The following is a 17855-nucleotide window of genomic DNA, read 5'->3' on the forward strand; positions in this document are numbered from 1 at the left end:
CAACGCCCGGGCGAACCATCGATCACGGCGCGTAACCGGAGAGGAGTGCGCGCGGAGATGAATTCACTGTTTTTCTAAACCCGTCTGAAGACGGCAACTGGGAGGAAATGAAATGAACCATATCACGAAGCTTTTGACGGCGATGATGACGGCCGCCGTGGTGGCGACATCCGCCACAGCCGCAATGGCCGATGGGGCGAAGATCTTCGTCATCGGCGGCAAGGCGGACGACCCGTTCTGGTCGAAGGTCAAGAAAGGCGCCGACGACGCCGGCAAGGTCGCCGAACTGACGGGCGGCTCTGTGACCTGGCTCGGGCCGCAGAACTACGACAATCTCGGCCCGGACGCCGCCAAGCTGATCCGCACCGCGCTCAGCCAGAAGCCGAGCGCCATCGTTGGCCCGGACTGGGTGCCCGAGGCCATGGATGACGCCTTCAAGGAAGTCGTTGCCGCAGGCGTACCGCTCATCATCTACAATTCCGGCGGCATGGATGCAGCCAAGCGGCTCGGCGCCATGAACTATGTCGGCAACGAGGAATACGCGGCCGGTCTCGGTGGCGGCACATATTTTGGCGGCCATGGCGCCAAGAACGTGCTTTGCGTCAACACCTTGCCGGGCTCCACCAACACGGAAGACCGCTGCAAGGGCATCGCCGATGCCATCGCCAAGAGCGGCGGCAAATCCACCCAGTTGCCGCTGCCCTCGTCCAGCTTTGGCAACCCGACCGCGGTCGCCGAGGCGATCAAGGCGGCCGTGCTGAAAGACAACACCCTCGACGGTCTCATCACCATCAGCGCCGGGGACGCCAACAGTGCGGCCAACGCCATCAGCCAGGCCAATGTCGGCGACAAGGTCAAGCTTGCTTCGTTCGACATGGACGAGACCGGCCTGCAGCGCATCAAGGACGGTACGCAGATGTTCTCGATCGACCAGCAGCCTTACCTGCAGGGCTATCTTGCGGTGTCGCTGCTCAACGGCTTCGTCAACTATGGGCTCGACCTGCCGACCAAACCGGTACTGACCGGACCGGGGATCGTCGACGCCGCCAACGTCGACGCGACGTTGGCTGGTGCGGCGGCCGGCGCCCGCTAGCGTCGAAGACCGAGTGTCCGGCCCATCCAAGGGCCGGACATCACCGGCCCAGCGCCGCCGACGAAAGGCCGCGCCAGGCTCCCCATTGCTCAAGCCAGGGACACTTCGATGACATCCCAAGCCCATGACCAACCCGCCGTGGTAGCAACCGCGCCACCCGCCCCGCATTCCTCGATGCCCTCGATCGGCAGCCTCGTGCGGCGCCCCGAGGTCGGCTCGCTGATCGGTATGATCGCCGTGCTGGTCTTCTTCTCGATCTTCGGTGGCGCCAATTTCATGTCGGCCGGCGGTGCCGCCAGCTGGCTCAACGTCGCCTCTGAACTCGGCATCATCGCCCTCCCGGTGGGGCTGTTGATGATCGCCGGACACCTCGATCTTTCCGTCGGGTCGATGGTCCCCGCCAGTTCGATGACCATCGCCATCCTCTCGGGCCACTACGACCTGCCGATCATCGTCGGCATCCTAGCGTCGCTCGGCCTTGGCCTTGCCGTCGGCTTCGTCAACGGCGTCCTGGTGATCCGCACCAAGGTGCCGTCCTTCGTAGTCACCCTGGCAACGCTGTTCGCGCTGGCCGGCCTGACGCTCGGGCTTTCGATCATCCTGTCCGGCAGCACGAGTGTCGCGCTAAAGAGCGGACCGATCGCCAAGCTTGTGTTCGGCGACTATCTCGGCGGCAAGTTTCAGGTGACCCTGTTCTGGTGGATCGCCATCGTCCTGATCGTCGGCTTCATTCTGAATTTCTCGCGTTTCGGCAACTGGATCCTGGCCATGGGCGGTGATGCCGTCAGCGCCCGCAATGCCGGCATCCCGACGGACCGCGTCACCATCGCACTGTTCATGAGCAGCAGCCTGTGCGCAGCCTTCGTCGGCATGTCGCAGGCGATCCTCTACAACAGCGCCCAGGTGGCCGCCGGGCAGTCCTTCATCTTCAACTCGATCATTGCGGTGGTCATCGGCGGCGTGCTGCTCACCGGTGGTTACGGCTCGGTTGTCGGCATCGTGTTGGGCACGCTGACCTTCGCAATCGTCAACCAGGGTATCTTCTACACCGGCTTCGACGCCAACTGGGCGAGCCTGATCATCGGCGTCCTGCTGCTCGCCGCCGTGCTGATGAACAACACCTTCCGCACCATGGCGCTGACCTATTCGCCGCGCACCAAGACGAGGGCCCGCTGATGACAACGCCCCTGCTCAAGCTGACCGGGATCAACAAGTCGTTCGGTCCCATCGACGTGCTCCATGACATTTCCCTCGAGGTCAACAAAGGCGAAGTTTTGTGCCTGCTGGGTGACAATGGCGCCGGCAAGTCGACGCTGATCAAGATCCTCTCCGGTGTCCACAAGCCGACATCGGGCAGGATGGAAATGGACGGCAAGGCCGTCGAATTCGGCAGCCCGCGCGACGCCAGCGACCATGGCATCGCGACGGTCCACCAGTTCGGCGGGACGTTCCCGCTGATGAGCATCGGCCGCTCCTTCTTCGTCGGCGCCGAGCCGACACGGCGCTGGGGGCCGCTCACCATCTACGACCGCAAGCGGGCCAACGAGATCGCCGTCACCGAAATGCGCCAGCTCGGCATCACCCGCATCGATGATGGCGATCGGCTTGTCGGTGGGCTGTCCGGTGGCGAGCGGCAAGCGTTGGCCATCGCCCGTGCCGTCCATTTCGGTGCCAGCGTGCTGATCCTCGACGAGCCGACCGCAGCCCTTGGCGTCAAGGAGGCGGCGCACGTATTGCGCATCGTGCTGCAGGCGCGCCGCAAGGGCATTGCGGTCATCTTCATCACGCACAATGTCGTCCATGCGCTGACCGTCGGCGATCATTTCGCCGTCCTCATCAGAGGTTCCAAGGCCGCCGATTTCCGCAAGGGTGAGAAAAGCCGCGAGGCCATTACCGACCTCATGGCCGGCGGCGAGCAGATGGCTGAACTCGAAGCCGAGATCGAGAGCTTCTCGGCGACCAACGATGCGCCGCGCGACGGAGCACATGCGTAACCCAGTGAGGATGCCTTCCACACGGGCATCTTCCCTCCCGGGGCGGCCGGCGGACATGTGTTCCGCCGGCCGACTTTTCGACCAACCGAGGACCAAGGCTGCAGGGCGACAATGGCAAAATGGATTGATGCGTGTGCAACGGACGATATCGAGGAAGAGGATGTCATCCGCTTCGATCACGATGGCCGGACATTCGCCATCTACCGCAGTCCCGACGATGCGTTCTTCTGTACCGACGGCCTGTGCACGCATGAGAAGGTGCATCTGAGCGACGGGCTGGTCATGGAATACAGGATCGAATGCCCGAAGCACAACGGCGTGTTCGATTACCGGACCGGCGAAGCGATGCGCGCACCGGTCTGCGTGAACCTTAAAACCTACACCACCAAGGTCGAAGACGGCCGCGTGTACATCGAGGTCTGACATGTCCGACACCTTCACCCTTGCGGCCTGCGCCGAGATGCTGTGGCGCAACCGGCCGATGGAATTCCGCGTCAAGCGCCTGACCGAAATGGGTTTTCAGGTCGGCCTCTGGAACTGGCCCGAGCATGATCTCGCTATGCTGGAAAGCTCCGGCGCCACCTTCTCGATCATGAACGGCTATCTGCGGGGCCGGCTGGCCGATGACGATGGTGCTGCCGAACTTTTGAAGACTGCGAAGGAGACGGTGGCGGTCGGCAAGCGCCTCGGCGTCGCGCGGCTCAATCTGCACGGAACCGGATTGGGCGAGGGCGGCCTGCCGGTCACGCCTTGTGAGACGGTCACCGGTGCGATGTGGCTCAAGACGCGCGACACGCTTAACCGCATTGCGGACCTCGCCGAGGCCGAAGGCGTGACCTTCACGCTGGAGAACCTGAACCTTCCGGTCGACCATCCCAGCGTGCCGTTTGGACGCGCCGAGGACACGCTTGCGCTGGTTTCCAGCGTGAACCGGCTTGGGCTGCGCCTCAACCTCGATCTCTACCATGCGCAGATCGGCGAGGGGAATCTGATCGAACTCTGCCGCGCCTGCCTGCCATGGATCGGCGAGGTCCAGGTGGCCGACGTGCCGGGGCGGATGGAGCCCGGCACCGGCGAGATCAACTACCGGGGCATCGCCCGCGCGCTGAAAGACATGGGCTACCGGGGGCCGGTGGGCATGGAGGCATTCGCCTCCGGCGATCCTGAGGCGGCGCTCGAGGCCTTCCGCGACGCCTTCACCATCTGAGGGAACAAGAATGGTCACCAAGAACGCCCGGCCCACCGTCGCCGACATCCGCGCCATGAAGGCACGCGGACAAAAGATCTCCATGCTCCACGTCACCACGCTCGAAGAGGCGGCGGCAGCGGATGCGGCCGGCGTTGATATGCTGTCGATCGAGGGCCGCTTCTTCTCGCCCGAGATGCGCGAGGCGGCCGGCCGATGCTTCGTGCAGGTCGGGCTGCCCTATGGCCCCGCCGGCAATCTGGTGACGGCCGAGGACTATCTCAAAGCCGCCTATCACTTCATGCGCTTGGGCGGCGACTGCTTCTACTGCGCCGCCTCGCTCGATATCCAGAAGGCGCTCTGCGACAACGCAGTGCCTGTGGTCGCCCATGTCGGCCTGATCCCCTCGCAATGCACCTGGACCGGTGGGTTCAAGGCCGTCGGCAGGACGGCCGCGAGCGCGCGTGCGGTCTGGGATCATGTGAAGCGCCTGGAAGCAATAGGCTGCTTCGGGGCGGAGCTGGAGGTGGTACCCGACCGGATCGGCGAATTGATCACCGCGAATACGCCGATGATCATGCTTGGCATGGGCGCGGGTCCGCACGCCGACGCGCAATACCTGTTCAGCGAGGACGTGCTCGGCCACACCTCCGGCCACAAACCTCGCCACGCCAAGACCTATCGCAACTTCGCCGCCGAGCATGAACGGCTGCAGCGCGAGCGCATCGCTGCCTATCGCGAGTTCATCTCCGACGTGCAGACGGGTGCCTATCCCGAACCGCAGCACGTTGTGCCGATCACGGATGAGGAGTTCTCGACCTTCAGGACTGCTCTCGGCCTTTAGCGGCCTCCGTCTAGACCCTTCTCGCTTCCTTCATGTTCGGCAGGAACACGGTCAGCAGGCCGAGCAGCGGCAGGTAGGAACAGATCTGGTAGACGAAGTCGATGCCCTTCATGTCGGCGACGACGCCGAGCACGGCGGCGGCAATGCCACCCATGCCGAAGGCGAAGCCGAAGAAGATGCCGGCGATCATGCCGACCCGTCCGGGCACCAGTTCCTGCGCGAAGACGACAATGTTGGAGAAGGCCGAGGACAGGATCAGGCCGATCAGCACGGTCAGCACCATCGTCCATTCGAAATTGGCATAGGGCAAAGCCAGCGTGAACGGCAGCACCCCAACGATCGAGAACCAGATCATCGCCTTTTGTCCGTAGCGGTCGCCGAACGGGCCGCCGAGCAGGATGCCCAGCGCCGAGGCGCCGAGGAACAGGAACAGCATGACCTGTGACATCTGCACCGAAACGCCGAACTTATGGATGGCGTAGAAGGTGTAGTAGCTGGAGATCGAGGCGATGTAGGCGTTCTTGGTCAGCACCAGCAAGGTCAGCACCGCAAGTGCCGCCATCACCTTGCGGCGCGGGAAGGGCGAGACGAAGCTTGCCGCCTTGCGGTTGGCGAGCGTGGCGCGCAGCCGGCTGTACCAGCCGCCGACCCGCCACAGAACGATGATGCCGATCAGCGAGCCGACGGCGAACCAAGAGATGCTGGTCTGGCCGAATGGCACGACGATGAAGGCGGCGAGCAGTGGCCCCATCGCCTGGCCGAAATTACCACCGACCTGGAACAACGATTGCGCCAGGCCGAAGCGGCCGCCGGAGGCAAAGCGGGCGATGCGCGAGGATTCCGGATGGAAGATGGCCGAGCCGATGCCGATCAGCGAGGCGCCGATCAACAGCAGCCAGTAATGGCCGGCATGGGCAAGCACGATCAGGCCGATCAGCGACGAGGCCATGCCGTAGGGCAGCGAATAGGGCATCGGCCGCTTGTCGGTGACCGCGCCGATCAACGGCTGCAGCAAGGATGCCGTCACCTGGAAGGTGAAAGTCAAAAGGCCGATCTGCCAGAAATCGAGACCGTAATTCTCCTTCAGCAACGGATAGATGGCCGACAGCAGCGACTGCATGATGTCGTTGATGCAGTGGCAGAAGCTCACCGCAAGGATGACGGTGAAGGCCGTCGCTTGCGCCGAAGCGTGGCTGGCCGTCGCAGGTGTGGCGACGGCGGTGGCTGTGGTATCGGTCAAGGCATGCTCCGTGGTCTTCCAGCGGGCCGCAGGGGGCCCGATAGGTCGGTTGCCTTATAATCCGGTTGATCGGCGACTTCTTTCGTGGTTTGGTCCAATAGTTTCGCAAGTGGGCCATAGCCGATGCCACATGGCAGAGAGATATTCAGAGGCGACGCCGCCGAATTGGGGCGGCTGCACCAGAGCCGCTGGCAGTGGCTGGAGCAGGCTGTCGGCCCAGCAGTGGCATTGCCGACCGAGTATCCCGACGGCTATCGCGTGCCACAGCATTCCCACAGCCGCAGCCAGCTCTTGCATGCGCTGGTCGGCGTTGTGCTGGTGACGACGAGGCATGGGCGCTGGATGGTGCCGCCCGACCATGCCATGTGGATCCCGGCCGGCATCGAGCATTCCGTCGAGATGCTGGGCGATGTCAGCATGCGCTCGGTCTATGTCATGCCCGACGCCATCGCCGGGCTGCCGGACGGCCTGCGCGTCGTCGGCATCACCGATTTGATGCACAGCCTGATCGTGGAATCGGAAAAGCTGCCGCAAGGTGCGGAGTTGGAAGGGCGCGGCGGACTGATCATGGGCCTGTTGCTGCACGAGATCCCGAACTTGCCGGAACGGCCGCTCGGCCTGCCTTTTCCTTCGGATCCGAAACTGGCCGCACTTTGCCGGCGCTTCGTCGCGGCACCATCGCCGCATGCGACGATCGACGAATGGGCCGACATCGTCGGTATGAGCCGGCGCTCGTTTACCCGCGCCTTCCATCGCCAGACTGGGCTGTCGCTGTCGACCTGGCGCCAGCAGGCCTGCCTGTTCGCGGCGCTGCCGCGGCTGGCCGACGGCGAGCCGATCACCAGGGTGGCGCTCGATCTCGGCTATGACAGCGTGCCGGCCTTCATCACCATGTTCAAGCGCATGCTGGGAGCCTCGCCGCGCGGCTACATGCGCGGCGCGCGCGATGCCGGCGATGGCGTGAAACGGCTAAGCGGTCCGGCCAAGCCGGAGAGTGCGACGGTTTAGTCGAACAGGCTCGACACCGATTCCTCGGTCGCCGTGCGCGAGATCGCTTCGCCCATCAGGTCGGCGATCGAGATGACGCGGATGTTGGGTGCGTCGAGCACGCCTTGCGTCGGCTGGATGGAATCGGTGATCACCAGTTCCTGCAGCTTCGAGCCGCTGATGCGGGCGACGGCGCCGCCGGACAGCACGCCATGGGTGATGTAGGCGGTGACGCTGGTGGCGCCATTGGCCAGCAGCGCATCGGCGGCATTGCACAGGGTGCCGCCGGAATCGACGATGTCGTCGATCAACAGGCAATCCTTGCCGGCGACCGCGCCGATGATGTTCATGACCTCGGATTCACCGGGGCGCTCGCGGCGCTTGTCGACGATGGCGAGCTGGGCATCGAAACGCTTGGCCAGCGCGCGGGCCCGCACCACGCCGCCAATGTCAGGCGACACGACGACGACATTGGCGAGTTGCTTGTATTTTGCCTTCACGTCGCGGGCCATCACCGGCACCGAGAACAGATTGTCGGTCGGGATGTCGAAGAAGCCCTGGATCTGGCCGGCATGGAGATCGAGCGTCAAGACGCGGTCGACGCCTGCGCGGGTGATCATGTTGGCGACCAGTTTAGCCGAGATCGGCGTGCGGCCGGAGGCGCGGCGGTCCTGCCTGGCGTAGCCAAAATAGGGGATGACCGCCGTGATGCGCTTGGCTGAGGAGCGCATGAAGGCATCGATCATGATGAGCAGTTCCATCAAATGATCGTTGGTCGGGAAGGAGGTGGACTGCAGGATGAAGACATCCTCGCCGCGCACGTTCTCCTGGATCTCGACGAAGATTTCCTGATCGGCGAAGCGCCTGACGCTGGCCTTGCCCAGCGGGATGTTGAGATAGCGAGCGACCGCTTCGGCCAGCACCCTGTTGGAATTGCCCGCGAAGAGCTTCATGCACCGTTCCTGGCGAAGGATGGAGAGACCCGACAGACTCTCATGAGCCTCTTAAGCGGGCTTTTAGCGGCCCGTGCCGGTATTGCAAGTCTCGTGATCGTGAATCTGCCGGCTAATCTCAAGAAAGACCTGCCCCCGAGGAAAGCCTGCAACGGCTCACCCGGCTTGCCCGCCGAGCCACGCGGCGAACTGGTCGATCGTCTGGTCGGCGATCCCCTGCATGGTCGCTGGGGTCACTGCCGTCCAGCCTTCGCCACCCTTGACCGAGGGCGCCTTCTGCTGGCCGTTGATGCGATGCAGCCGGTTGCCGGCGGGATCATAGACGTCCCAGACATAGATGACGGTGGTGTCGCTGCCTTCCGACATTGTCGAGAAGTAGCCCTTCAACACGTGCGTGGCGGTCTGGTCGGTGCTGCCGGCGAGCGTGATGCCGCGCTGCCTTGCGCGCGCCTGAAGCTCCGCCGTCAGCGGCGTCGCGGCCTCGACGGAGGCGCCGACGATTGGTGCGACCTGTAGCCGCGTCTTCGACAGGGCGGCGCTCTGGGCCGGCGAGACCGGTGACGATCCAGCCGAAGCAGCCGGAGTTGACGAAGATGGTGCCGGGGCAGGGGCGGCGGCCGCGGTGCTGCCCGATGTGGCCGGCCCCGATGTGGCTGGCAGCGTCTGCGCCGATGTCGTCGGTGGGGTGATGGCCGAGGGTTCGAGCACGTCCTTGGCATTGGTGCAGGCAGACAGCGCCAACGCCAAAAGCAATGACACGGTCGTCACATGCGATCGTCTCATTTGCCTGACAACTCCTTGGCGACGTATGCCCTGATGAACGCGCCCCCTCGCATTATGGATTCACTGTACGATCAAGTCGAGATCATGGCGGGAAAGCGCCTTCGGCTGGGATTCGGTGGTCAGGTAGGTGCGGCCAAGGGTCATCGCCGTCTCGGTTTCGGAGTCCATGATGATGATGTGGGAAAACAGCGTCATGTTGGGCGCGATCGGCTCGGGATTGCCCTGGTAGAACATCGGCATGTCCATCCAGGACGGCGTGAAGCGGGCGCCGACGGAGTAGCCGCAAGCGTTCAGCCGGTGCTTGGTCAGGTTGTGGGCTTCCAGTGTGCGGGCGTGCGCGTCGAAGACGTCGCCGAAGGTGTTGCCGGGCATCATTGCCTTCTCCACCGCCAGAAGTGCCGCATGCGCGGCATCGAACAGCTCCTGATGGCGCTTCGACACCTTGCCGGTCAGCACAGTGCGCATCATCGGGGCATGGTAGTGATGGAAGACGCCGGCCCATTCGAGCGTCAGCTGATCGTTCTTGGTCAGCTTGCGGCGCCCGGACTTGTAGCGGCAGAGCAGCGCATCGATACCCGAGCCGATGATGAACTCATTGGCCGGATAATCGCCACCACCGGCAAAGATCGCGCCTTGCATGGCGGCGAGGATCAGCGCCTCGTCGCCACCCTGCTTGATCAGCGGCAGGGCCGCATCCAGCGCGTCGTCGGAGAGGTTCGCGGCCTTTTCCGCCTTGGCGATTTCAGCCGGGCTCTTGAACAGGCGGAGCCGGCTGACGATGCCGGAAGCGTCGGCGATCTGGCCGAAGGTCTGCAGCTGCTCGTCGAGGCGCCGGCCGTTGTAGGCGGTCAGGCCATGGGTGTCGTATTCGACGCCGATGCGGGCGCCGAGCAGGTCGAGTTCGTTGAGCAGGTTGCGCAGGTCGATCGCCGGATTGGCGCCGTCGCGGTCGGTCCACAGCACGATGTTGTCGATGATCGAGGTGTGGCGCGCCTGGCGCAGGTCGGCCGAGCGCGTGAGCAGCACCATGGAGCCGTCGGCCTTCACCACCAGGCACTGGAAGAAGCAGAAGCCGAACGTGTCGTAACCGGTCAGCCAGTACATGCTTTCCTGCGCGAACAAGAGCACGGCGTCGAGCTTCTTCTCGGCGAGCTCGATCATCAGCCGGTCGCGCCGGGCGTCAAATTCCGAGCGTTCGAAATGCAACGCCATCACTCTTTCTCCAAAACGATTGCTGAAACCTGTCGTCCGTAGTCCGCTTCCTTGCGGTGCGTGGTGCGCCGATAGGAGTAGAAAAGATCTTCCTCGGCGTAGGTGCAGCGGCCGAGCCCCTCGGCCTGCACGCCGGCTTTGGTAAGCCGGTCGACCGTGTAGAGGTTGAGGTCGAACATCGCATGGCCAGTCGTTGCCGAGGGCGCAAAATAGCGCGCATTGCCGGCGTTCGCTTCGACAAAGCGGGCGACGAATTCCGGCCCGACCTCGTAGTTTTCCGGCCCGATGGAGGGGCCGAGAACGGCGACGATGCGTTCGCGGCAGGCCCCTAAGCCCTCCATCGCGGAAATCGTGTTCTCAAGCACGCCGGTGAGTGCACCTTTCCAGCCGGCATGCGCGGCGCCGATGACGCGCGCTTCGGCGTCGGCGAACAGGACCGGCCCGCAATCGGCCGTCGAAGCACCGACGGCGATGCCCGGTTGGTCGGTGACGACGGCGTCCGCCTTGGGCCGCTCGCCGGGGAAGGGCTCCCTGGCGATGACGACATCGGGCGAGTGGATCTGATACGCGGTCAAGAGATGGTTCGCGGGCACGCCCATCCAGTGGGCGACGCGACGGCGGTTTTCGCGAACCAGCGCCTGGTCGTCGTTCGAGCCGGTGCCGATGTTGAGGCCACGGTAAATGCCGCCGGAGACACCGCCAATGCGGGTGAAATAGCCGTGGCGGATGCCCTGCGCTCTCGCCTCGTCAAGCAAGGGCGACCGAACGGGATCCGGGTTGGTCTGATTCAGCATGGATGGGTTTGTTGTCCGCGCGGGCGATTTCGTCAAGGCGAAGTTCGGACAGGTGGCGCAACCCTGATGCCGGCTATGAGTCGCATCCTGGCCAGAAGGCGCTCGTTTTCTGCTGGATTTTCAACACTTTGAACAGCCCGCCCATCGCATCTGGCCCTGCCAGGCGTTCGACGGCATCGGAAATGGCCTGCCGCGCCTTCTCATCGGCCATGGCGCCAAGCTGGCCGGCGCGCTCGATAAGGCCCAAGCCGAGCAGGAAGTCGCCCTGTGTCGTCATCTGCACGTCGAGGCCATGCGCCCGAACCGTCGCGGCAAGGGCGGCGAAATCGACATGCGCGGTGAGGTCGGCCTCGCCCGGATTGGCCAGCACATTGTCGTGATCATGCTTGCGCAACGCCTGCAGCGTGTCGCCGACGCCGGGATGCAGATGGCCATAATCTATGAACAAGCCGGCGCCGCCCTGTCCGGCGATTCTTTCGGCAATGGCCGCCATCAGCGCGCTGCGGGCCGGCGCCATCTCGATAACAGATCCGTCCGGCGCATCGGCGGCGCCATCCGGCAGCAAGGACGGATCGATGGAGCCGGCGCCGGCGAAGAAGCGCAAAGCGTCCGCCTCGTCGAGGCCGACCATCCGTTCGCGCCAGGCAGCACCTGTGCGGATGAACTGTCGGATCGGCACCGCATCGAACAGTTCATTACCGACGATGAGCAGCGGCGCCTTCGGCAGCGTGTCGATGGTTTCGTGCCAATCGAGCCTCACCGATTGGCCTGAAAGCGTCTGCTTCTGGATGCCGGTCAGGCGCGGGCTGGTTTCGATCATGGCGAAGGAGGTGCCTGCTGTGAGCGCCGCATCGAGCCGCGAAAAGGCCCGCAGCATGTCCTTCATCAGCGTGCCGCGGCCGGGTCCGATTTCAGCGATTGTGACCGGCATTGGCCGGCCTATCGACTGCCAGGCCTGGTAGAGCCAGACAGCGACCAGTTCGCCGAACATCTGGCTGATTTCCGGCGCGGTGACGAAGTCGCCGCCCGCACCGAAAGGTTCGCGCGTCGTGTAATAGCCGTCCTGCGGATCGAACAGGCAAAGCGCCATGTATTCGTTGACGGGGATCGGCCCTACCGCGCCGATCAGGTCGACGATCCGGGCTTTCAGCCGCGTCATGCCGGCTGCGGCTGCGTCACCGGCTTTGCGGTCGCCATCGCCCAGATGCCGGCCAGCACCATGGGCGTGGAGAGGATCATGCCCATCGTCAGCCAGTTGGTGCCCAGGAGATAGCCGAGTTGCTGGTCCGGCTCGCGGAAGAATTCGACGAAGATGCGTGACAGGCCGTAACCGCAGATGAAGGCGCCGCCGACGAAGCGCGGCGTCTTCAGTTTGAGGCGCGAATGGGTGAGGATGCGCAGCACGAGGAACAGCACCAGGCCTTCGAGCAGCGCTTCGTAGAGCTGACTAGGATGGCGCGAAAACGGCCCGCCATTGGGGAATTCGACCGCCCATGGCACGTCGGTCGGCCTGCCCCAGAGTTCGGAGTTGATGAAGTTGGCGACGCGCACCAGGCCGAGCCCGACCGGCACGCCAGCCGCCACGACGTCGAACAGCGACCAGGTGCGGATGCCACGCTTGAGCGAAAACAGCGTCATGGCGAGGATGACGCCGAGCAGGCCGCCATGGAACGACATGCCGCCTTGCCAGACCGCAAAGACGTCGAGCGGGTGGGCGATGTAGCGCGCCAAGTCGTAAAACAGCACATAGCCGGTGCGGCCGCCAAGCACGACACCGATGGCCGCCCAGACAATGAAATCGTCGAGATCCTCAGGCTTCATAGGTAAGACGCCGTCCGGCCACAGCCTGGCGTTGGTGATGAGCCGCTTGGCGTACCACCAGGCGAAGAGGATGCCGACGATATAGCCGACGCCATACCAGTGCACCGCCAGCGGGCCGATCTGAACCAGAATCGGGTCGATGTTGGGGAAGGGCAGCGAAGCCATTGGCAGCAGGAAATAGTCGTTCAACAGGGTCTCCCGGAGGGGCTCGCGTTCGGGCGCGGACCATGCGGCAGGGTTTTGGCGGGGTCAAGGCAAGGTGGTGGTTGCCTGATCGTCGCAGATGGCGGGCTCAACCCTGAGACTTGCCGACGACCATTTGCCTTAGGGCGTCGTTGATCCTGTCCTGCCAGCCGGGACCATCTTCCTGAAAATGGTCCAGCACGGCCCGGTCGATCCTGATCGAAACAAGCTCTCTGACATTCGGTGCGGTCGCGGGCTCGCGGATCGGGGCTGCCGGCTTCTTGATCGGCTTGAATGCAGCTTCTGCGGCAGCCATCGGATTTGTCGGTCGGCGCGGGGGCGTTGCCATTGGTTGATCCTGACTGAGAGCGGCTCGTTGCTTGACGCAAGTCGACTTGAAAGCACTACAATAGGCGACGTGGCGCCATCACGTACAGCCAACTTATCGAGGTGCAATGCCGCACCAGCTTCAACGTTCTTGCATTCCACGCCGCACGCCACTACGTCAAACCAAGCAAGCGAGGATTTGCCATGTCGACCGGACCGAACCGCATTCTCGATGAATTCGCCAAGCTGATGACCGACGCCGCCGGTGCCGCACAAGGCGTGCGGCGCGAAATGGAGACCGCCTTCAAGGGGCAGGCCGAGCGCATCCTGAACTCGATGGATGTGGTGCAGCGCGAGGAATTCGAAGCCGCGCGCGAGATGGCCGCGAAGGCAAGGGAAGAGAACACCCGCCTTGCGGCGCGCATCGAAGCACTCGAGGCGAAGCTTGCCGAACTGACCGGGCAGGCCGCACCGGCGGTGGCGGCAAAGCCCAAATCAAAAAAATAATCTTAAACTTTTCCACAAAGCACGATCCGAAAAAGCGCTTTGCCGTGAATCGCTTACCGGCATTGCATGAATCTTTGTGACAGCGCCTTTCCACATGCGAATGACGCAGTGCGAAAAATTGGGCTGTTCACGCGACTCCTGATCAATAGACTGAATTTGTTGCATGATTCGGAGCAGGGTCATGCGCCGGGCGGTGGGGTCCGGTCTGGGTCTTTGCGTTTGAGAAGTTCCTGGCCGTCCGAGTTCTAGACAAGATTGTTCGTCGTGTGTGCCCCGCGGAGCGTGTGGCGCTCCCCTGAACACAGGAAGCATTCCATGGAACTTCTCGAACTCGAATTCTCCCGCGAAATCCACCCGGTGGACGTCATCGAGCAGGTGGCCCACAACAATGACTGGTCCTTCGAAAGGGCAGGCGACGACGAGATTTCGATTTCGGTGGCCGGCAGTTGGACCGACTATCATGTTTCATTCTCCTGGATGGAGGATTTCGAGGCGCTGCATCTGGCCTGCGCCTTCGATATCAAGGTGCCGGAGGCGCGCGCGCTCGAGGTGATGCGGCTGTTGTCGCTGATCAACGAGCAGATGCTGTTCGGCCATTTCGACCTCTGGGATCAGGAAGGCGCGATCATGTTCCGCCAGTCGCTGCTGCTGGCCGGCGGAGTCGAGCCGTCGAGCCAGCAGGTCGAAGTGCTTTTGTCGTCGGCGCTGGAAGCCTGCGAATGCTATTTCCAGGCGTTCCAGTTCGTCGTCTGGTCGGGAACTTCGGCCAAGGACGCGCTCGCCGGTGTGTTGTTCGAGACCTACGGAAACGCCTGAACCTAGGAATCGTGAAGTCAGGATCCTCGATGAGCTCGAGCAGTGGGCGCAAGCCCGAGATCAGCTTTGCCGATTTCGACCGTGTCGACATCCGCGCCGGCACCATCATCGAGGCCGAGCCGTTTCCCGAAGCGCGCAAGCCGGCGTTCAAGCTGAAGGTCGATTTCGGCCCAGAGATCGGCGTGAAGAAATCCTCGGCGCAGATCACCAAATACTATGCGCCGGAGACGCTGATCGGCCGGCAGGTCTTCGCCGTGGTCAATTTTCCACCGCGCCAGATCGGCCCGTTCATGTCCGAGGTGCTGACGCTCGGCTTTCCCGACGAGGAGGGCGCGGTGGTGCTTGGCGCGATCGAGCGCAAGGTGCCGGACGGCGGCAGATTGTTTTAGGGCGGGTGAAGGTCACCCGCGCTTCGCCCGTGGATGACGAAGGTAGTGTCAGGCAGCCAGCTTGCGCGGTGCTCCCAGCGCTTCCTCGACCGTGTCGAGAAACATCTCCGCGCAGGCCTTCCAGCTGTAGCGCATGGCGCGCTGACGCGCCTCGGCGCGGTCGACATTGAGGGCGGCGAGCGCCGCCTCGCGCAGGTCGTTCGACACCGCGCCGCCGACGCCGTCGCCGACGATGTCGATTGGTCCGGTCACCGGATAGGCGGCGACCGGCGTGCCGCTGGCCAGCGCTTCGATGATGACATTGCCGAACGTGTCGGTGCGGCTTGGAAAGACGAAGACATCGGCGGAGGCATAGATCTCGGCCAGCTCGTCGTTCGGGCGGTGGCCGAGGAAATGGGCGTTGGGGTAGCGCGCCTTGAGCTTGGCCAGTTCCGGCCCCTCGCCGACGACAACCTTGCTGCCGGGCAGTTCAAGATCGAGGAAGGCCGTCAGGTTCTTTTCGATGGCGACACGGCCGACGCAGAGGAACACCGGGCCGGGAAAGCCGAGATCCTTGCGCTTTTCCGGCCGAAAATGGTCGGTGTCGACGCCGCGCGTCCAAGGTCTCAGCTTGTTGAAGCCGCGCGCCGCGAGATCGTCCGCCAGCGACTGGGTGGCGACCAGCGTGCCTTGTCCGGAATTGTGGAAATCGCGTAGCCAGCGATAGGCCCAGCTTTCCGGGACAGGTAGTCGGGCGCTGAGATATTCGGGAAAGCGCGTGTGATAGCTGGTGGTGAAGGGACGGCCGGCATTGCGGCAATAGCGGCGGGCCATGATGCCCAGCGGACCTTCGGTGACGATGTGGATGTGGTCGGCCTTGCGCGCCTCGATCAGGCGCGCGACGTGGCCCGGCGTCGTCAGCGCCAGCCTGATGTCGGGATAGGTCGGCAGCGGCAAGGTACGGAAGATGTTCGGGGTCAGGAAGCTGACCTCGACGTCGAAGGATTTCAACGTTTCGGTGAGCCGCTCCAGCGTGTGGACGACGCCGTTGACTTGCGGGCGCCAGGCGTCGGTAACCATCAATATGCGCATGGCGGCCCTTTGCTGGAAAGGTCGTCTTTTGCCTTGATACGATGCCGGAACGGCAACCATGCGGCCACCCTCGCTTCGCTCCAGCGCACCCGGGCGGGCACGGGGTCGAAGTGAGGCGTCAGAGCCGAATCAATTGAAATCGCGCGCTTCATGCGCGCTCTTCACCATGGTTTCATGACGGGCGGATGAAGCCCAGCTTCCCGGCCGATTATGCGGGAACCGTTATGATGGCGCGCAGACCACCAAGCGGGCTGTCGTCCAGCATGATGTCGCCGCCATGGCTGCGGGCAATGTCGCGGGCGATGGACAGGCCGAGGCCGGTGCCGCTGGCGTCGAGATTACGCGCGGCGTCGAGCCGCATGAAAGGCTTGAACACCTCCTCGCGCTTGTCTGGCGGAATGCCCGGCCCATTGTCGTCGATGGTGACGACCAGCGAGCCGCGGCCATGGTTGGCGTTGATCTCGACGGTCTTGGCGTAGCGGAAGGCGTTGCCGATGACGTTGGACAGCAAGCGGGCAAAGGCATTGGGCCGTACATGCACGTCGGGATCGCCGACAAGCGTGGTCGACAGCTTGCATCTGCGCAGCGCGGCCTCCTCGCCGAGCTTCTGGAAATAGGCATCGAGATCGAAACGGCCGGCGTCTTCCGACGCTTCGCCGCGGGCAAAGGCGAGATAGCCCTCGAGCATCGACTGCATGTCGTCGATGTCCTGGTCGAGCGCCGCCTTGGTTTCGGCCTTGCCGCCGGTCAGAGCAAGCTGCAGTTTGAAGCGGGTCAGGATGGTTCTGAGATCGTGGCTGACGCCGGTCAGCATGGCGGTGCGCTGCTCGATCTGGCGTTCGATGCGCTCGCGCATCTGGATGAAGGCAAAGCCGGCGCGGCGGACCTCCTCGGCGCCGCGCGGGCGGAAATCGCGCGGCATCGGCCGGCCCTTGCCGAAGCTTTCGGCGGCCTCCGCCAGCGTCAGGATTGGCCGGATCTGGTTGCGCAGGAAGGGAATGGCGATCATCAGCAGCACCAGCGAGGTGCCGACCATCCAGATCAGGAAAATGTGGGTGTTCGACGCATAGGCCTGGCTGCGGCGCACGAAGACACGCAGCACCCTGCCTTCGAGCTGGATGCGGACTTCGACGATGTTGGAATTGCCGACGGTGTCGATCCAGTACGGACGGTTGATCTGCCGTGTGATCTCGGCCGAGAGGATCTCGTCGAGGATCGAGAAGAACGGTTTCGGGCCAGGCGGCGGCAGCGGGTCGGGCGGCAGCAGGTCGACCTTCAACTGCATCCTGTCCTGGGCGATGCGGATGATGTTGGCGTAGTCGGCATCATGCGGATAGGTTTCCATCATGTCGATGATGGCGGCGATGTCGCGCACGGTCGCCTGCGACAGGCGCTGCGTCACGGTCTGCCAGTGGCGCTCCATGAAGACGAAGGCGACGACCGATTGCAAAAGGATCATCGGCGCGATGACGATGATCAGCGAGCGGGCATAGAGCCGCTTCGGCATGTAAAGGGCAACGAGGCGCCAGAACCGGGTCCAGGCGCGCGACATGGCTTTCAGTTTTCGCATCAAGCGATCACTCAAGCCGCCATTTCCCGGCCTGTCCAGCTGCGTAGTCGCCATTCGCCCTTTTCACTCGTCCGCAGCCATTCGG

The 17855-nt window shown here is 63.7% G+C and carries 20 protein-coding genes; 10 read left to right on the forward strand and 10 right to left on the reverse strand.

Annotated features, from left to right (window positions below; genetic code table 11):
• The first annotated feature begins 112 nt into the window (after window positions 1–112).
• The 6 genes from AC1RUK_RS03555 (at window position 113) to AC1RUK_RS03580 (ending at window position 5117) form a co-directional block, all read left to right on the forward strand.
• Window positions 113–1093 (forward strand): sugar ABC transporter substrate-binding protein, encoded by a 981-nt coding sequence (locus AC1RUK_RS03555; RefSeq protein ID WP_436173129.1) that lies wholly within the window; start codon window positions 113–115, stop codon window positions 1091–1093.
• A gap of 174 nt (window positions 1094–1267) precedes the next feature.
• The gene (locus AC1RUK_RS03560) at window positions 1268–2269 is read left to right on the forward strand and encodes an ABC transporter permease (protein WP_436173951.1); all 1002 of its coding nucleotides are present in this window, start codon (window positions 1268–1270) and stop codon (window positions 2267–2269) included.
• On the forward strand, window positions 2269–3087 hold the full coding sequence (locus AC1RUK_RS03565; RefSeq protein WP_436173128.1) for an ATP-binding cassette domain-containing protein: 819 nt from the start codon (window positions 2269–2271) through the stop codon (window positions 3085–3087). Before AC1RUK_RS03560 ends, AC1RUK_RS03565 begins: the two co-directional genes overlap by 1 nt.
• 111 nt (window positions 3088–3198) lie before the next feature.
• The gene (locus tag AC1RUK_RS03570) at window positions 3199–3510 is read left to right on the forward strand and encodes a MocE family 2Fe-2S type ferredoxin (protein WP_436173127.1); all 312 of its coding nucleotides are present in this window, start codon (window positions 3199–3201) and stop codon (window positions 3508–3510) included.
• A gap of 1 nt (window position 3511) precedes the next feature.
• The gene (locus AC1RUK_RS03575) at window positions 3512–4294 is read left to right on the forward strand and encodes a TIM barrel protein (protein WP_481836754.1); all 783 of its coding nucleotides are present in this window, start codon (window positions 3512–3514) and stop codon (window positions 4292–4294) included.
• Between the two features lie 10 nt (window positions 4295–4304).
• The gene (locus AC1RUK_RS03580; RefSeq protein ID WP_481836753.1) at window positions 4305–5117 is read left to right on the forward strand and encodes a 3-methyl-2-oxobutanoate hydroxymethyltransferase; all 813 of its coding nucleotides are present in this window, start codon (window positions 4305–4307) and stop codon (window positions 5115–5117) included.
• A 10-nt stretch (window positions 5118–5127) separates the two neighbouring features.
• Here AC1RUK_RS03580 and AC1RUK_RS03585 read toward each other — a convergent pair whose 3' ends face one another.
• Window positions 5128–6357, reverse strand: coding sequence for an MFS transporter (locus tag AC1RUK_RS03585; protein WP_481836752.1), 1230 nt, complete (start codon window positions 6355–6357; stop codon window positions 5128–5130).
• 123 nt (window positions 6358–6480) lie between these two features.
• Here AC1RUK_RS03585 and AC1RUK_RS03590 point away from each other — a divergent pair, with 123 nt between their 5' ends.
• The gene (locus AC1RUK_RS03590) at window positions 6481–7365 is read left to right on the forward strand and encodes an AraC family transcriptional regulator (protein WP_481836751.1); all 885 of its coding nucleotides are present in this window, start codon (window positions 6481–6483) and stop codon (window positions 7363–7365) included.
• On the opposite strand, the gene AC1RUK_RS03595 is transcribed toward AC1RUK_RS03590, so the two are convergent.
• From AC1RUK_RS03595 to AC1RUK_RS03625, 7 genes are all read right to left on the reverse strand, one after another.
• The gene (locus tag AC1RUK_RS03595; protein WP_006202540.1) at window positions 7362–8297 is read right to left on the reverse strand and encodes a ribose-phosphate pyrophosphokinase; all 936 of its coding nucleotides are present in this window, start codon (window positions 8295–8297) and stop codon (window positions 7362–7364) included. The genes AC1RUK_RS03590 and AC1RUK_RS03595 overlap by 4 nt on opposite strands.
• Window positions 8298–8453: 156 nt before the next feature.
• Window positions 8454–9080 (reverse strand): hypothetical protein, encoded by a 627-nt coding sequence (locus AC1RUK_RS03600; protein WP_481836750.1) that lies wholly within the window; start codon window positions 9078–9080, stop codon window positions 8454–8456.
• A 60-nt stretch (window positions 9081–9140) separates the two neighbouring features.
• Complete coding sequence (locus AC1RUK_RS03605) at window positions 9141–10292, reverse strand: M24 family metallopeptidase (protein ID WP_481836749.1); 1152 nt, start codon at window positions 10290–10292, stop codon at window positions 9141–9143.
• Window positions 10292–11086, reverse strand: a complete 795-nt coding sequence (gene pgeF, locus AC1RUK_RS03610; protein WP_481836748.1) for a peptidoglycan editing factor PgeF — start codon at window positions 11084–11086, stop codon at window positions 10292–10294. Before pgeF ends, AC1RUK_RS03605 begins: the two co-directional genes overlap by 1 nt.
• 73 nt (window positions 11087–11159) lie before the next feature.
• On the reverse strand, window positions 11160–12245 hold the full coding sequence (locus tag AC1RUK_RS03615) for a class I SAM-dependent methyltransferase (RefSeq protein ID WP_481836747.1): 1086 nt from the start codon (window positions 12243–12245) through the stop codon (window positions 11160–11162).
• Window positions 12242–13096: a prolipoprotein diacylglyceryl transferase gene (gene lgt / locus AC1RUK_RS03620; RefSeq protein ID WP_481836746.1), complete on the reverse strand. Its 855-nt coding sequence runs from the start codon at window positions 13094–13096 to the stop codon at window positions 12242–12244. Before lgt ends, AC1RUK_RS03615 begins: the two co-directional genes overlap by 4 nt.
• 103 nt (window positions 13097–13199) lie before the next feature.
• The gene (locus AC1RUK_RS03625) at window positions 13200–13439 is read right to left on the reverse strand and encodes a BrnA antitoxin family protein (RefSeq protein WP_436173117.1); all 240 of its coding nucleotides are present in this window, start codon (window positions 13437–13439) and stop codon (window positions 13200–13202) included.
• 182 nt (window positions 13440–13621) lie between these two features.
• Between AC1RUK_RS03625 and AC1RUK_RS03630 the strand changes: the two genes are divergently transcribed.
• The 3 genes from AC1RUK_RS03630 to AC1RUK_RS03640 all read left to right on the forward strand — a co-directional run bounded on the left by AC1RUK_RS03630 (window position 13622) and on the right by AC1RUK_RS03640 (window position 15129).
• Window positions 13622–13924 (forward strand): accessory factor UbiK family protein, encoded by a 303-nt coding sequence (locus tag AC1RUK_RS03630; protein WP_436173116.1) that lies wholly within the window; start codon window positions 13622–13624, stop codon window positions 13922–13924.
• 315 nt (window positions 13925–14239) lie between these two features.
• Window positions 14240–14740 (forward strand): type III secretion system chaperone family protein, encoded by a 501-nt coding sequence (locus tag AC1RUK_RS03635; protein ID WP_481836745.1) that lies wholly within the window; start codon window positions 14240–14242, stop codon window positions 14738–14740.
• Between the two features lie 29 nt (window positions 14741–14769).
• Window positions 14770–15129: a tRNA-binding protein gene (locus AC1RUK_RS03640; RefSeq protein ID WP_436173115.1), complete on the forward strand. Its 360-nt coding sequence runs from the start codon at window positions 14770–14772 to the stop codon at window positions 15127–15129.
• A 48-nt stretch (window positions 15130–15177) separates the two neighbouring features.
• Here the strand turns inward: AC1RUK_RS03640 and AC1RUK_RS03645 are convergent, their stop codons facing one another.
• Both AC1RUK_RS03645 and AC1RUK_RS03650 read right to left on the reverse strand, forming a co-directional pair.
• Window positions 15178–16200 (reverse strand): glycosyltransferase family 4 protein, encoded by a 1023-nt coding sequence (locus AC1RUK_RS03645; RefSeq protein ID WP_481836744.1) that lies wholly within the window; start codon window positions 16198–16200, stop codon window positions 15178–15180.
• Between the two features lie 208 nt (window positions 16201–16408).
• Window positions 16409–17824: an ATP-binding protein gene (locus AC1RUK_RS03650; RefSeq protein WP_481836742.1), complete on the reverse strand. Its 1416-nt coding sequence runs from the start codon at window positions 17822–17824 to the stop codon at window positions 16409–16411.
• Between the last annotated feature and the right edge of the window lie 31 nt (window positions 17825–17855).

The organism is Mesorhizobium monacense, from assembly GCF_056781675.1.